The organism is uncultured Tateyamaria sp. (assembly GCF_947504105.1).
GTDB lineage: Bacteria > Pseudomonadota > Alphaproteobacteria > Rhodobacterales > Rhodobacteraceae > Tateyamaria.
In genome coordinates this window covers 1-14,441 of the sequence record NZ_CANNGP010000020.1, presented here as the reverse complement: position 1 = coordinate 14,441, position 14,441 = coordinate 1, and the positions used below count along the sequence as shown (strand labels likewise).

Here is a 14,441-nt window from a genome sequence, read left to right as displayed (position 1 = left end):
TTAGAACCGCGCTGGCGACAAGGATTTGATGGTGGCCACGTCAATGTGCGGAGGACGGCCAAGGACCAGCTCAGCGACAAGCTGGCTGGCCGCAGGCGCTGTCTGAAACCCATAACCGCCCTGGCCCGCGCACCAAATGAAATCAGGGACTTGGCGGTCCCGGCCCAGCACCAGCGTGCGGTCGGGGGCAAAGCTGCGCAGACCGGCCCATGACGTCTCGACCCGGGTGACAGGTTCGCTCACGTGCTGGCTGTACCGGTCCAGCCCTTTGGCCAGCACCATGTCGTCTGCCCATGCGTCCTGCGGTGCGACAAGGTCTTCGTCTGCCGGAGAGACCAGAAGCTTCCCCGCATCCGGTTTGGCATACCACGTCTCGCCCACACCAAAGAAGATGGGCCAATCGCTCACGTCGTGGCCACCCGGCGCGGGCAGGCGTGCCATGGAACGACGCAGGGGCATGATGCCAATGGGCGCAACCCCCGCCATCGCAGCAATCTGGTCGGCCCAGGCACCCGCAGCGTTCACGAGCACATCAGCGGTGAACACCTCGTCACCGCAACGCACGGTCCAGGTTCTGTCGTGCTTGATGTCGGTCACCGCCTGACCCGTCAGAACCCGCCCACCATTTGCGCGCACGGTCTTCGCGAAATCCTGAATCATCCGGTCCGTATCGATATCAAACGCATCGGCATGATAAGCGGCGCGGGTGATGGCGTCGTTCAGGATCGGAATGTATGTCCGCGCTTCGTCCACCGAAATCTCGGGGCACTTCAGGGTCCGCGCATCTGCATCGAATGGATCATCTTCGCCATCGCGCCCAAGCAATAGGAAACCACGTGGGCTGAGGTACGGTTGCTGATAGGCGGCGCTGGCCTTGTTCAGTGCCACCACCGAAGGCGACCCATAGTTCTCTTCGAACAGTGCTGCAGATCGGCCCGAGGCGTGGTAGCCGAGGGCGCTTTCGCCCTCGATCAACGTGACCTGCGCCCCGTCCGAAAGACGCGCCGCCGCAGACACCCCGGCGATACCACCGCCGATGACGATGATGTCTGTCACGCTTCCTCGATCCGGTCCGTGGCCGGGGGGGGCGTGACGCTGAAGCCAGTGATCTGGTCATAGAGGTCGGCAGTCATGTCAAAGTCGAGCGCGGCAAGCGACGGTGCCAGCTGCTCTGCCGATCGGGCAGAGATGATGGGCCGGGGCCGCGCCGGATGCGCCATGGCCCACGCCACGGCAAGCGTTGCAGGATTGGTGCCAAGGTCAGCTGCCAGCGCAGACAGATTGGCCGCCGCCTCGCGCATCCAATCCACGTTGTAGCGCGCGGCATAACGGTCATCCTCGGTCAACCGCCCGGTGCCACCATCCACGTATTTGCCGGTCAACAGCCCGCCACCAAGGGGCGAATAGGGTGCGATTTCAATGCCCTGATCGACGGCCATCGGGAAAATCTCGACCTCGGACTGGCGTTTGACGAGGCTGTGCATGGGTTGGATGATGTCGATCCGAACTTCGAACTGTGCGGCGACCGCCTGCGCCTTCATCACCTGCCATGCGGCAAAGTTGGACACGCCGATATGGCGGATATTGCCCTGCGCCTTCAGCGTGGCCAGCGCGTCAAAGGTTTCCTGCAGGGGCGTGTCATCGTCAAAGCGGTGCAGGTAGAGAATATCGACCATATCCATCTGCAATCGCTGTTGCGAGGTGGCAAAGCCGGTCAGGATGTTGTCGCGCCCGGACCCACCCTCGTACGCCGCCTTGGTCGCGATGATCAGGTCATCGCGGTCAGCCTGGACCATCTCACCCAACAGCGTTTCGGACGCGCCGCTCGTGTAGACAAAGGCAGTGTCGAAATGGGTGATGCCAGCGGCGCGGGCGGCGTCGAACATGGCGCGGCTTTCGCTGGCGTCGGCCTTGCCTCCGAATTGCATCGTGCCGAAGGTCAGGGGTGAAAGCGGGGTGCCGTTGACAGAGGTAATCATGTGCCAAGTCGTGCCATGCAGGGCACCGTGGGCGCAACGGCTAACGCGTGTTTTGGTGCGAAGAATGCGGATGCGCCATCATGGACTGCATAGACAGAGTGCACCGGGCGTACATCCCCGAAGCGCCATGGGTGTGTCTCGGCCAAGTGTGGTCGGGTGCGTGAAGACGGCGCAAATGCACGCCACTGACGCAACCTGGCAGCAGCTTGCGGTGGACTGGCCCCCGCTGTGCGATAGGTTCGGAAGGGAACGACATACAGGGGGCGGATATGGCCGACGGGTTTGAACAGATGCTGGACGAGGCGCTCAGCTTCTTTGCCAAGCTGGAGAAGAACAACACCAAGGATTGGTTCGAGCCACACAAGGTCCACTACAAGGAGGCCATCGCTGGCCCTGCCGGTTTCTTTTCGGACCTGATGGCCGAGGATATCGCCCGCATCACCGGCAAGCCGCACAGCCCCAAGGTCTTTCGCATCTACCGTGATGTCCGTTTTTCGAAGGACAAGACACCACTCAACACGCATCTGCACATCATGTGGTCCCCCGCGGACAAGGACCCGCTGGCCCCCTCGTGGTTCTGGGGGTTGTCGAAGGACTATTTCATCCTTGGTATGGGGGTAATGGGCCTACAGGGCGAACATCTGACCCGCTACCGCGCCTTCGTGGACAGTTGGGGGGACAGCTTGCAAGAGGCGCTCGATGCGGCCGCCGACACTGGTGCTGAGATCAGTGACTGGGGACCAGAGCCGCTGAAGCGCGTACCGAAACCCTATGACCAGGACCATCCGCACGGGGATCTGTTGAAGCGCAAGGCGCTTGCCATGTCGGGGCCGATGCCCGCCGATTGGCGCGACACCGGTCTGGTCAAGGCAACCGTATCGCGGATCAACACCTTGATGCCTGTCTGGAAGGTCTTCGATTCGCACCTGTAAATGACGCACATCAATGACAACGCGTACGTGCGGGTTTCTACGTCTTCACCGAATAGCACGAGGAGAAGACTTTTGGCACAATCTGTTGAGATCATTGATCGCAAGCCCTCTCACGCTCAGGCCTTTGACCAGACCCAATGCCCCCACGCCGACAAGATGACGCGTGCCGAATACGAGGCGGAAAAGGCTGCCTTGCAGGTCGAGTTGCTGAAGGTTCAGTTGTGCGTGCAGGAGACGGGCCAGAAGTTTGTGTTGCTGTTCGAAGGGCGTGATGCGGCAGGCAAGGGCGGCACCATCAAACGGTTCATGGAGCACCTGAACCCCCGTGCTGCCCGCGTCGTTGCCCTGAACAAGCCCACTGACGAAGAACGCGGACAGTGGTTTTTTCAGCGCTACGTCAAGCATCTGCCCACCGCGGGCGAGATCGTCCTGTATGATCGGTCGTGGTACAACCGTGCGGGGGTGGTACGGGTGATGTCGTTCTGTGCCGCCAACGAATACCTTGAATTCATGCGCCAGACGCCCGAATTCGAACGGATGCTGTCGCGGTCGGGCATCCAGCTCTTCAAATACTGGTTCTCGGTCACGCAGGACGAACAGCGCCGCCGCTTCAAGGCGCGTGAGACGGACCCGCTGAAACAGTGGAAACTGTCGCCGATCGACCGGGCCAGCCTGGATAAATGGGATGACTACACCGAAGCGAAAGAGGCGATGTTTTTCTACACCGACACCGCCGATGCGCCGTGGACCGTTGTCAAATCCAACGACAAGAAACGTGCGCGCATCAATTGCATGAAGCACTTCCTGTCGAAATTGGATTATCCGGGCAAGGATCAGACCGTTGCCACGATGCCCGACCCGTTGATTGTGCAGCACGCTGATGCTTCGGTAAATGGATCCAAGCATATCCTGACGGCATCGTTGCACCCGCAATCCCGCAAAAGCTGAGCACCCGGAGGATCACATGTCACATACGCCTCATGAATTGGTCGACGACTTTCCAGAACATTCAAATCGCATTTCCGAGTTGCGGCAGACTGATGCGCATTTTGCCCGATTGGTCGATGAATACCATGACCTCAATCGCGCTGTGCACCGTGCCGAGACGGATGTCGCGCCCGTGTCTCATGCGCAAGCGGCGCATGTCGCTCAAGGACGCGCTGTACGGTATCTTGACGGCTGCCTGACTGTACGTCGCTCCGATAGATCGAATTTGAGTTAAAACTCATTCAGAAGATAGGGGAACGGAAACGCTGTATTTAGGGATCACCCTGCAAAACGCCTCACGCGATGATTTCAGAACGAGGTTGCGATGCGGCGTATGTGGGGCCTTTTGGCGGTCATTGGATTGGTGGGGCAGGCGGCCTTTGCCTGGGCAGAGGCATTGCCGATGGTCAGCCGGGCCAGTCTCATGACCAAGGCTACCCCGCTAATGGGTGCAGAGCCGATGATCCGTCATAGCGGGCCAAGCCTTTTTGCCGGCCGTTCCGTCACTGGTCTGTTTGCGCCGCCGGATCCCAAGGAACTCGACAACTTGCGGAACTATCCCGTCGAAGGACGGGTGGCGCGGTTGCGAAATCTTATCGCGCAGGCTGAGGCCGGCCAAAAGGGGTATGATGCCGTGCAATACGGGGCCAGCGTCAAGCCCGCCGCTGCGCCGACACGGCTGACGATCCAGCAGATCTATGACTGGATCAAGGATACACCGGGTCAGCCCCATGCTATCGGCCGGTACCAGTTCATTCCGCCGACCTTGCGCCGTCTTGTGCGGCAGGCGGGGATTGATCCGAACACGCAGTTTACGCCGGAAGTACAGGATCAGTTGGCCGACATCCTGCTGGCTGATGCCGGTTTGCAGCCCTTTTTGGCGGGTGACATGGATCGCGTGGCCTTCATGAACAACCTGGCCAAGATCTGGGCGGGTCTGCCCAATGACACCGGCAAATCCCATTATCACGGGTATGCGGGCAACAAGGCGACGATGACATGGGCGCATTTCGACGCGCAAATGGTCCGGATCTTTGCGCAATAGCGTCTGCCTGTTCAGGTGGCACTGATATTGCCCGGCGCACGACATATGCACTCCTGACAATACAAAAAGCCCCCAACCGCAGGTCGGGGGCTTTGGATCGCGAAAAAGCGGCAGACAGATCCGCCTGATTGCACGCGTTTATTGCGGAATTTCGCCCTCGATGCCTTCGACATAGAAGTTCATGCCGGCAAGGGTGCCGTCATCCGCCGTTTCCCCGTCAGCCAGGAAGGGCGAGCCGTCCTGCTTGTTCAAGGGGCCGGTGAATGCGTGGTACGATCCGTCGGCCAGAGCCGCCTTGAGCGCCAATGCCTCTTCCTTCACGTTGGCTGGTACGGCGTCAGAAATCTCGCCGATGCCAACCATACCGGCACCGATACCGTCCCATGTGTCTTTCGATTCCCAAGTGCCATCCATCACGGCGCGAGTGCGCGCGATGTAATAGGGCGCCCAGTCGTCAATAATCGACGAGACGCGCGGGAACGGGGCGTACTGACCCATGTCCGACGCCTGGCCAAAGGTCACAACACCACCCGCTTCCTGAGCTGCGGCCTGAGGAGCCGTCGAGTCCGTGTGCTGCAGAACCACGTCCGCGCCCTGATCGATCAGGGTCTTGGCCGCGTCCGCTTCCTTCGCGGGGTCAAACCACGTGTAGACCCAGATGATCTTGAACTCGACATCCGGGTTCACTTTCTTGGCGTGGATATAGGCCGAGTTGATGCCGCGGATCACTTCGGGGATGGGGAACGACCCGATATAGCCGATGATGTTCGACTCGGTCATGTTGCCCGCGATATGGCCCTGAATGGCGCGCCCTTCGTAGAACCGAGCCGAATAGGTCGACACGTTCGAGTGCAGACGCTTGTAACCTGTCGCATGTTCGAACTTAACGTCCGGAAATTTGGCCGCGACGTTGTTGGTCGGGTCCATGTAGCCGAACGAGGTGGTAAAGATCAGGTCAGCGCCATCCAGCGCCATCTGCGTCATCACACGTTCGCTGTCGGGGCCCTCGGCCACGTTTTCAACAAACACGGTTTCGACTTGGTCGCCAAACTCGGCCTCGACCGCCTTGCGGCCCTGATCATGCTCGTATGTCCAGCCGCCGTCGCCCACGGGCCCGACATAGACAAAGCCGACCTTGGTCTTGTCCTGCGCAATCGCGCCGCCAGCAAGACCTAGCACCATGGCCGCACTGGCCAGAAGTGTCGTTAGTTTCATTTCAGGTTTCTCCCCATTTAGGTGCGCCCCTTATCCCGAGGCGTGGAATGTACGCCCCAGTGAGCCGGGGGCGCGTGATTTATCTGCGCTCAGAATCACCAGAACGATGATCGTCACGACGTAGGGGGACATTGCCAAATACTCGACCGGAATGGCAACGCCCGCGCCCTGCAGGTTCAACTGGAGCTGGGTAATTCCGCCAAAAAGATAAGCACCCAGCAACACGCGCCACGGCTTCCAGCTGGCAAACACAACCAGGGCGAGGGCAATCCACCCCACACCGGCTGTCATCCCCTCGGTCCACTGTGGCACGCGGATCAGCGAAATGTACGCACCACCCAGCCCGGCACAGGCCCCGCCGAACAGGATGGCCAGCGTGCGGATGCGCTTGACCTTGTACCCCAGCGCATGGGCCGCATCGTGGTTTTCCCCCACCGCGCGCAGGACCAGCCCCATGCGGGTGAATTTCAGTACCGCCCACGTGACGGCAACGATCCCAAGGCCTAGATAGACCATCAGGTCATGGCCAAAGATGATCGGCCCGATAACCGGAATGTCAGCCAGCGGCCCCAGCGGCGTCGCCTCGGCCCGGGGCGGTTTGATCCCCACATAGCTCTGCCCCATGAGCGATGACAGCCCAAGGCCAAAAAGGGTCAGCGCAAGGCCCGACGCCACTTGGTTCGCCAGCGCCACCTGCGTGAGAAAGGCAAAGAGCAATGACAGCACCGCGCCCCCGACAGCGGCAGCGATGAAGCCCACGGTGGGCGAGCCCGTGTTCACGGCAATGATAAAGCCACAGACAGCGCCCGTGATCATCATCCCCTCGACCCCAAGGTTCAGGACACCGGCGCGTTCCACGACAAGCTCGCCGATGGCCGCCAGCAGAATGGGCGTCGCCGCCGCGATCATGGCAGCGATCAGGAGAATGGGGTTGATGGCGCTTAGATCCATGGCGCTTTTCCCGACATCGTGAGGCCAACCCAGCTTCCAGTCAAAGCCCCAACCCACATCCCGGCCCAGCCAGCGATGCCCTCGAGCCGAGCGCCTTTCTTGGACGTTGCAAGCATCGCGAGAAAGCCCGCACATGGCGCGCCGGCGATAAGCAACAGAATGACCGTGCTAGACCAACCGAGGAACGCAAATGACAGCATCATCGGTACCCAATCCAACGGCGTGAATGCGAGGCCAACCAGGACCGCAAACGCTGCTGCGATAGACTTAAAGGCCGTAAGAAGTAACTCCTTCATCACAGCACCTCCGCCGCACCAAACCGGACGCGGTAATTCGTCAACACGTCCAGCGCCAAAAGGAAGAACAACAGCATCCCCTGAAACACCTGGATCGCCGCCGCGGGCAGACCCAGCTGCGACTGGGCAATGTCGCCGCCAATATATGTCAGCGCCATCAGCAATCCCGCGGCCACAATCCCCAGCGGGTTCAAACGGCCCAGAAAGGCCACGATGATCGCCGTAAACCCATAGCCCACATTGAAATCAATGCTGATCTGACCCGACGGCCCCGCCACTTCGAACATCCCCGCAAGCCCCGCCAAAAGGCCGGACATGCCCAGACAGAACAGCACCAACCGTCCCGGATTGACCCCGCCAAACTTGGCTGCCCTAGGTGCCTCACCCGTCACCCGAATGGCAAATCCCAACCGATGCCGTGTCAACAAAACATAGGCAAAGATGACGGCAATCAACGCGGCAACCACACCCCAATGCATGCCCGTGCCCGAAATGATCTCGGCGTTATGCGCGGATGGATACTGCTGCAAATTCCGCGAGCCGGGAAAGCCAAAGCCCTCCGGATTTTTCAGCAATCCCAACGACATAGATGCCAACAACTGCTCGGCCACATAGACCAGCATCAGCGACACCAAAATCTCATTGGTGCCAAACTTCACCTTCAAAACAGCAGGGATCATCGCCCAGGCCCAACCGCCCAAGGCCCCGGCCAACACCATGAAAGGAAAGATCAAAACACTCTCTGTCGGGAAAAAGGCCAACCCGGCCCCCGCACCGCAAATGGCCCCGGCGATGTATTGCCCCTCAGCCCCGATGTTCCAGATGCCCGCCCGGAACCCCAACGCCAACCCAATGGCGATCAGAACCAGGGGCGCGCCTTTGATCAGCAGTTGCGGCCGGTAAAAGAACGCGAACTCGCCAAAGATCGGCTCCCAGAAAATCGTCGCAATGGCCTGCAACGGATCCTTGCCCAAAACGGCAAACAAGATCCCACCAAAGATCATGGTCAGCACCACGGCGAGCACCGGCGTGGCATAAGCCATCACAGCAGATGGCTGCGGACGCGCCTCGATCCGGATCATCCCTGCAGTCCTCCGGGATATGGCAGCAGGTCAAACACCTCGGGGCTCCGCCCATTTGGGCCTGAACCCCTCCCCTGGAGGCTTTCCAAAGTGGTCCTCATTCCCTGTTTCAAAAACATCCCCCCCGGAGGGCCGATCTCACACATGTGCAACCTCCATCCCGTGGGCGCCACCCAACATCAACCCGATCTGCTCCACATCCAGCCCCGCGGTCGGACGCGGATCACTCAACCGCCCCTCGTTCAAGGCCGCAAACCGGTCCGAGATTTCCATCAACTCATCCAGATCCTGCGAAATCGCAACCACAGCCGACCCGTCAGCCGCCAAATCCAGCAGGGCCTGCCGGATCGCCGCCGCCGCCGCGGCATCCACGCCCCATGTCGGCTGGTTCACCACCAGGACCTCGGGGCGCTGCAATACCTCGCGGCCGATCACGAATTTCTGCAGGTTCCCACCCGACAGCGACCGCGCCGCATTGTCCGGCCCCGGCGTGCGCACGTCAAAACCCGCAATGATACGTTCGGCGAAATCGCGGGTCTTGGTCCAATTCAGCATCCCGCGCCGCACCAACCCTTCGCGGGCGGCCCCGGTCAGCATCGCGTTCTCGGTCAATGACATGTTGGGCGCCGCGGCATGCCCCAGCCGTTCTTCAGGGGCGGCCAGCACGCCCAGACCGCGCCGCGCCTCCGGTCCGTTCTTCGCCAGATCGCTGCCCTTGAACTGCACCATGCCGACGCCGCAGGGCAGTTCCCCGGACAGAACCGCAAGCAGTTCGTCCTGCCCGTTGCCCGCAACCCCACCAATGCCCAGCACCTCTCCCGCCCGCACATCAAAGGAAATGCCCCGCAGGGACATGCCAAAGGCAGACGGCGATGCAACCGAAAGGCCCGTCACCGACAACAAAACCTCACCGGCGTCATGGGCGGCAGCCTTGGGCGTGGCAAGCGTGCTGCCCACCATCATTTCGGCCATCGCGCGGGCCGACGTGTCGCGCGGCACGCAGTCGCCCACCACTTTGCCGCCGCGCAGGATCGTAGCGGCGTCACACAGGGCGCGGATTTCCTCCAGCTTGTGCGAGATATACAGGATCGCCGTGCCCTCCGCGCTCAGCTTGCGCAGGGTTTCAAACAGGATCTCGACCTCCTGCGGGGTCAGGACGGACGTAGGTTCGTCCATGATCAACAGCTTGGGGTCCTGCAGTAGGCACCGAATGATCTCGACCCGTTGCCTCTCGCCCGCCGAAAGATCGCCAACCACACGGTCCGGGGCGAGGGGCAGGCCGTAGGTTTCGGACACCTCCCGGATACGGGCCGCCAGCGTGCGCATGGGCGGCGGTGTCTCCATGCCAAGAGCGATGTTCTCGGCCACGCTCAGCGCGTCAAACAGTGAAAAATGCTGGAACACCATGCCCACGCCTGCCGCCCGCGCCATGCGTGGATCGGTGGGGGCAAAATCGCCACCAGTCATCTGCATCTGACCCGCATCGGGTTTGACCAGCCCATAGATCATCTTGACCAGCGTTGACTTGCCCGCCCCGTTTTCGCCCAGTAGTGCGTGAATTTCCCCGGGGGCGATGGACAGCGACACGTCATCATTTGCCACAACGCCGGGATAGGCCTTGGTCAAGCCGGTCAGGGACAGAAGTGGGGTCACGCACGCGTCTCCAGTCGTTGCGGTATGGTCTGCGTGGACTGTGCTAGCCGATAGGCAACCCCGACCGCAATCAAATGTGGGTCCTTTCCCAAAGATGGATCACCAATGGGGCAGGTGATGCGCGCAATTTCATCCGTCCCGTGGCCCAATGCGGCAAGCCGTTTGCGAAACCGCGCCCACTTGGTGGCCGACCCGATCAATCCGCAAGAGGCAAAGCCGCGCGTCAGCACCGCGTGGCACAGGCCCAGATCAATATCATGCGCATAGGTCAGGATCAGGTGATGTGCGTCGCGGGGCGCGTGGGCGGCAAGGGCGGGTAGGTCGTTGGCAGGCACGGTCGTGACGCACTCGGGCACGGCATCCGGAAACCGCTCGGCCCCTGTATCCGCCCAGGTCAGGGTGTATCCGGGCATATGCTGCAGGATATCAACCAGCGCGCGCCCGACATGGCCCGCGCCCCAGATCCAGATATCCTGATCTGGCGCGCGCACCGGTTCGATCATCCACCCGTCCTTCAGCTGCGCAGGGGGCAACTGGCCCTGATTCCGCGCCGCCTTCAACATGCGTTTGACCGACAGCGGCATTGGATCAGACCCGCGTGCGACCGCATCCTCGGGCAGGGCACGCGCACGGTCCAAATCATAGACCTCGCTCAGCACTTCGACCGCCCCACCGCAGCATTGACCGAGATCAGGCCCCAAGGCATGGCGACTGCGCGTATCCTTGGCCAGCGTGCGGGCGGCAGCGGCCAGCTCAAACTCAAGAACCCCGCCGCCAATCGTGCCGGATTGGCCCGTGTCCCACACCAGCATCGCCGCGCCCACCTCGCGCGGGGCAGACCCCTGCACGGACGCAATCACCACCCGCACAACCCGGTCATGCGCCTTGCAGGCTTCGATCAACCCAGCCCGATCAAACATCGCCACGCGCGGTGTGCACCGCCTTCAAAATCGTCTCTGCCGTGGCCGGGGCCTGTAGGTCAGGATAGTGCGATCCACAGGCCGCCGCCGCATCGCTCAACGCCAGAAAGGCGGATATGCCCAGCATCAGGGGCGGCTCTCCCACGGCCTTGGACTTGTAGATCGTGTCAGCCCGGTTCTCGCCCTCCCACAGGGCCACATTGAACACATCGGGGCGGTCCGAACAGGCAGGGATTTTGTAGGTCGACGGCGCATGGGTCCGCAGACGCCCCTGATCGTCCCAGACCAACTCTTCTGTCGTCAGCCAGCCTGCACCCTGCACGTACCCCCCTTCGACCTGCCCGATATCCAGCGCAGGGTTCAGCGATGCACCCGCATCATGCAGGATATCAGTACGCAGAATGCGGTTTTCCCCGGTCAGCGTATCAATCACCACTTCGGTCACTGCCGCCCCATAGGCAAAGTAGAAAAACGGGCGGCCCTGCCCCTTGATCCGGTCCCACTTGATCTCGGGCGTCTTGTAGTACCCGGTGGAGGACAGGCTGATCCGCGCTTCGTAGGTCAGGACTGCCACCTCGGCAAAGCTATAATCTCCCGACCCGGCCCGCACCCGCCCCCCACCAAAGATCACCTCGTCCGGGCGGCATTGATGCAGCTGCGCCAGATGCTCGCACATCCGATCCCGAATGGTGTCGCAAGCGGCCTTGACCGCCATCCCGTTCAGATCACTGCCGGAAGAGGCCGCGGTGGCCGACGTGTTCGGCACCTTCGCCGTATCGGTAGCTGTGATCTTGACCATGTCCAAAGGCACGCTAAAGCGACTTGCGGCCACCTGCGCGACCTTCTGAAACAGGCCCTGACCCATCTCGGTCCCGCCATGGTTCAGGTGAATGGACCCGTCGGCATAGACATGGACCAAGGCACCCGCCTGGTTCAGATGGGTGAGGGTAAAGCTGATGCCGAACTTCACAGGCGTCAGCGCGATACCCTTCTTCAGCACCGGGTTGGCTGCGTTCCAGTCCGCCACAGCCGCCCGGCGGGCCTCATAATCCGATGTCTCTCGCAACTGCGCCACCAGCGCATCGCCAATGAAATCGTCAACCTCCTGACCATAGGGCGTCGCCTGTTTCTTCTGACCGGAAATACCACCGCCGGAGGCGTAAAAGTTCACAACCCGCACCGCCAGCGGATCAATATCCAGATGGCCCGCCACATGATCGACAATCCGCTCCATCCCCAACATGCCCTGTGGCCCGCCAAACCCGCGAAAGGCCGTGGCGCTCTGGGTGTTGGTGCGCAAACGATGGCTCTCGATCCGCACGTGGGGCAGGAAATAGGTATTGTCGGCATGCAGCATGGCCCGGTCGGCCACCGGCAGGGACAGGTCCATGGCCCAGCCACAGCGCACATACTGACGCACATCCAGGGCCGTGATGCGGCCCGCATCATCAAATCCAACATCGTAATCAATGCGGAAATCATGGCGCTTGCCGGTGATCATCATGTCGTCGTCGCGGTCATAGCGCATCTTGCAAGGGCTGCCGGTTACGCGTGCCGCCACGGCGCAGGCCACGGCCAAGGCGTTGCCCTGACTCTCCTTACCGCCAAAGCCGCCTCCCATGCGACGGGTCTCGACCCGGACGGCATGCATGGGGCGGCCAATGGCATCGGCCACCTTGTGCTGAATCTCGGTTGGGTGCTGGGTGGACGAGATAACATGCATGTCCCCGTCCTCACCCGGCAGGGCAAGTGCGGCCTGCCCTTCGAGGTAAAAGTGCTCCTGCCCGCCAATCTCGAACGACCCCGTAAGGCGGTGCTGTGCCCCGCCCAATTCGGTTGTCGCATCGCCACGGGTATAGATGCGCGGGCCATCCTCGAACCGGGTGCCAGCCTTCAGCGCGTCGTCGATGGACAGAACAGGCGTTTCTTCGGTGATCTCAACCTTGCCCAGACGCGCCGCGTGACGGGCGGCCAGATGCGAGCGGGCAACCACCAGAAATAATGGCTGGCCGAGGTAGTGTACCGTCCCATCCGACAGCAGCGGCTCATCATGGGCCGAGGGCGAGACGTCGTTGGCAAAAGGCAGGTCTTCGGCCACAAGCACAGCAACCACATCCGGCGCGGACCGCACGGCATCAAGGTCCATCGCGGCAATCCGGCCGTGTGCGACGTCGCTCACGCCAAAGGCCAGATGCAGCGTGCCCACGGGCGTCGGCGTGTCGTCCACATAGCGGGCCGCCCCGGTCACATGCAGATGGGCGGCGTCATGGGGCAGAGGTTTTGCGACTGTCATATGTTCGCCTCCGGCAAAACGCTCATGACGTCACCTCCAGCACATTGGTGGCCTGCCCTTGATCCTCCAGCCACGCGCGCAGCAGCATGTTCTGCGCCGTCTGCATCCGGTAATCGGCAGAGGCGCGCATGTCGCTGAGCGGTTGGAAATCGCGGCTCATGGCCTGCATGGCGCGGGCCATGATTGCATCGGTCCAGGGCTGGCCGCGCAGCGCCGTTTCGGCATGCGCGGCCCGCTTAGGCGTGCCTGCCATGCCGCCAAAAGCAAGGCGCACCTCGGTTACGACGTCATTGACAACTTCGATCCAGAAACAGCCGCATACGGCCGAAATGTCCTGATCAAACCGTTTCGATAGCTTGTAGCAGCGCAAGGCGTCGTCTTGCCGTGGAATCGTGATCGCCTCGACAAACTCGTTCTCGGCCCGGTCTTGCTTGCCATAGTCGATGAAGAAATCCTCGATCGGCAGCGTCCGCACCCCGTCCACCGACCGCAAATGCAGCGTCGCGTCCAAGGCGATCAGCGCGGGCGAGCCATCTCCGATGGGCGAGCCATTGGCGACATTGCCGCCGATGGTCGCTGCATTGCGCACCTGCACGGACCCATAGCGGCGGATCAACTCGGCAAAACCCGGGTGACGGGGGGCAATGGCGTTGTGCAAATCGGTCAGGGTCGTGGCCGCTCCGATGCGTATGTCATCCTCGGTGACAGTCACGCCAGACAGATCCGGAATGCGGTTCAGAAAGGCAACCGGTCCAAGATCCCTGAACTGCTTGGTGACCCACAGACCCACATCCGTGGCGCCCGCAATCAGCGTGCCGCCGGGGTTCTGATCCAACCACGTGGCGAGGGTTTCGAGCGTGGTTGGGGGCATCGCCATTGTCTCTCGGACCAATGGCGTTCCAATGGCGATCCCCGCCTTCGGCTCCCCCGAGGTATTTTGGGCCAGAAGAAGGGGAATGTCCTTTACATGGTCAGGAACGGACGCTGTTTCAGCCGCCTCTGCTGCGCGGATATTTTGGGCCAGAAGAAGGGGAATGTCCTTTACATGGTCAGGAACGGACGCTGTTTCAGCCGCCTCTGCTGCGCGG

At 61.6% G+C, this 14,441-nt stretch carries 13 protein-coding genes and 1 pseudogene; 4 read left to right on the top strand and 10 right to left on the bottom strand.

Annotated features, from left to right (window positions below):
- Both Q1A75_RS13135 and Q1A75_RS13130 read right to left on the bottom strand, forming a co-directional pair.
- Complete coding sequence (locus tag Q1A75_RS13135; RefSeq protein WP_299550297.1) at positions 1 to 1,056, bottom strand: FAD-binding oxidoreductase; 1,056 nt, start codon at positions 1,054 to 1,056, stop codon at positions 1 to 3.
- On the bottom strand, positions 1,053 to 1,979 hold the full coding sequence (locus Q1A75_RS13130; RefSeq protein ID WP_299550299.1) for an aldo/keto reductase: 927 nt from the start codon (positions 1,977 to 1,979) through the stop codon (positions 1,053 to 1,055). Before Q1A75_RS13130 ends, Q1A75_RS13135 begins: the two co-directional genes overlap by 4 nt.
- A gap of 269 nt (positions 1,980 to 2,248) precedes the next feature.
- Between Q1A75_RS13130 and Q1A75_RS13125 the strand changes: the two genes are divergently transcribed.
- The 4 genes and pseudogenes from Q1A75_RS13125 to Q1A75_RS13110 all read left to right on the top strand — a co-directional run bounded on the left by Q1A75_RS13125 (position 2,249) and on the right by Q1A75_RS13110 (position 4,943).
- A complete protein-coding gene (locus tag Q1A75_RS13125; RefSeq protein ID WP_299550301.1) occupies positions 2,249 to 2,911 on the top strand; it encodes a DUF2461 domain-containing protein in 663 nt (220 codons plus the stop codon).
- 72 nt (positions 2,912 to 2,983) lie between these two features.
- Complete coding sequence (gene ppk2, locus Q1A75_RS13120; protein ID WP_299550303.1) at positions 2,984 to 3,859, top strand: polyphosphate kinase 2; 876 nt, start codon at positions 2,984 to 2,986, stop codon at positions 3,857 to 3,859.
- A gap of 16 nt (positions 3,860 to 3,875) precedes the next feature.
- A pseudogene (locus Q1A75_RS13115) lies at positions 3,876 to 4,098 on the top strand (DUF465 domain-containing protein).
- 125 nt (positions 4,099 to 4,223) lie between these two features.
- Positions 4,224 to 4,943 (top strand): hypothetical protein, encoded by a 720-nt coding sequence (locus Q1A75_RS13110; RefSeq protein ID WP_299550305.1) that lies wholly within the window; start codon positions 4,224 to 4,226, stop codon positions 4,941 to 4,943.
- A gap of 138 nt (positions 4,944 to 5,081) precedes the next feature.
- On the opposite strand, the gene Q1A75_RS13105 is transcribed toward Q1A75_RS13110, so the two are convergent.
- The 8 genes from Q1A75_RS13105 to Q1A75_RS13070 all read right to left on the bottom strand — a co-directional run.
- Positions 5,082 to 6,158, bottom strand: coding sequence for a BMP family ABC transporter substrate-binding protein (locus Q1A75_RS13105; RefSeq protein ID WP_299550307.1), 1,077 nt, complete (start codon positions 6,156 to 6,158; stop codon positions 5,082 to 5,084).
- A 30-nt stretch (positions 6,159 to 6,188) separates the two neighbouring features.
- Positions 6,189 to 7,109 (bottom strand): ABC transporter permease, encoded by a 921-nt coding sequence (locus Q1A75_RS13100; RefSeq protein ID WP_299550309.1) that lies wholly within the window; start codon positions 7,107 to 7,109, stop codon positions 6,189 to 6,191.
- Entirely contained in the window at positions 7,100 to 7,405 is a 306-nt protein-coding gene (locus Q1A75_RS13095; protein WP_299550311.1) for a hypothetical protein, read from the bottom strand. Before Q1A75_RS13095 ends, Q1A75_RS13100 begins: the two co-directional genes overlap by 10 nt.
- On the bottom strand, positions 7,405 to 8,487 hold the full coding sequence (locus Q1A75_RS13090; RefSeq protein ID WP_299550313.1) for an ABC transporter permease: 1,083 nt from the start codon (positions 8,485 to 8,487) through the stop codon (positions 7,405 to 7,407). Before Q1A75_RS13090 ends, Q1A75_RS13095 begins: the two co-directional genes overlap by 1 nt.
- Before the next feature lie 138 nt (positions 8,488 to 8,625).
- Positions 8,626 to 10,140: an ABC transporter ATP-binding protein gene (locus Q1A75_RS13085; RefSeq protein ID WP_299550315.1), complete on the bottom strand. Its 1,515-nt coding sequence runs from the start codon at positions 10,138 to 10,140 to the stop codon at positions 8,626 to 8,628.
- Positions 10,137 to 11,060 carry a xanthine dehydrogenase accessory protein XdhC gene (xdhC, locus tag Q1A75_RS13080; protein ID WP_299550317.1) on the bottom strand — a complete coding sequence of 308 codons (924 nt, stop codon included), beginning with the start codon at positions 11,058 to 11,060 and terminating at the stop codon, positions 10,137 to 10,139. The genes Q1A75_RS13085 and xdhC overlap by 4 nt, the downstream gene beginning before the upstream one ends.
- The gene (xdhB, locus tag Q1A75_RS13075; RefSeq protein WP_299550319.1) at positions 11,053 to 13,353 is read right to left on the bottom strand and encodes a xanthine dehydrogenase molybdopterin binding subunit; all 2,301 of its coding nucleotides are present in this window, start codon (positions 13,351 to 13,353) and stop codon (positions 11,053 to 11,055) included. Before xdhB ends, xdhC begins: the two co-directional genes overlap by 8 nt.
- Positions 13,354 to 13,375: 22 nt before the next feature.
- Positions 13,376 to 14,441, bottom strand: a 1,066-nt coding sequence (locus Q1A75_RS13070) for an FAD binding domain-containing protein (RefSeq protein ID WP_299640110.1), incomplete at its 5' end; no start/stop codon positions are given.

Excerpts from the sequence above, each read along its gene's own strand:
- Q1A75_RS13125 (WP_299550301.1), top strand. The coding sequence starts at position 2,249 with ATGGCCGACGGGTTTGAACAGATGCTGGACGAGGCGCTCAGCTTCTTT.
- Q1A75_RS13105 (WP_299550307.1), bottom strand. The coding sequence starts at position 6,158 with ATGAAACTAACGACACTTCTGGCCAGTGCGGCCATGGTGCTAGGTCTT.
- Q1A75_RS13090 (WP_299550313.1), bottom strand. The coding sequence starts at position 8,487 with ATGATCCGGATCGAGGCGCGTCCGCAGCCATCTGCTGTGATGGCTTAT.
- Q1A75_RS13100 (WP_299550309.1), bottom strand. The coding sequence starts at position 7,109 with ATGGATCTAAGCGCCATCAACCCCATTCTCCTGATCGCTGCCATGATC.
- xdhB (WP_299550319.1), bottom strand. The coding sequence starts at position 13,353 with ATGACAGTCGCAAAACCTCTGCCCCATGACGCCGCCCATCTGCATGTG.
- xdhC (WP_299550317.1), bottom strand. The coding sequence starts at position 11,060 with ATGTTTGATCGGGCTGGGTTGATCGAAGCCTGCAAGGCGCATGACCGG.
- Q1A75_RS13095 (WP_299550311.1), bottom strand. The coding sequence starts at position 7,405 with ATGAAGGAGTTACTTCTTACGGCCTTTAAGTCTATCGCAGCAGCGTTT.
- Q1A75_RS13130 (WP_299550299.1), bottom strand. The coding sequence starts at position 1,979 with ATGATTACCTCTGTCAACGGCACCCCGCTTTCACCCCTGACCTTCGGC.
- Q1A75_RS13110 (WP_299550305.1), top strand. The coding sequence starts at position 4,224 with ATGCGGCGTATGTGGGGCCTTTTGGCGGTCATTGGATTGGTGGGGCAG.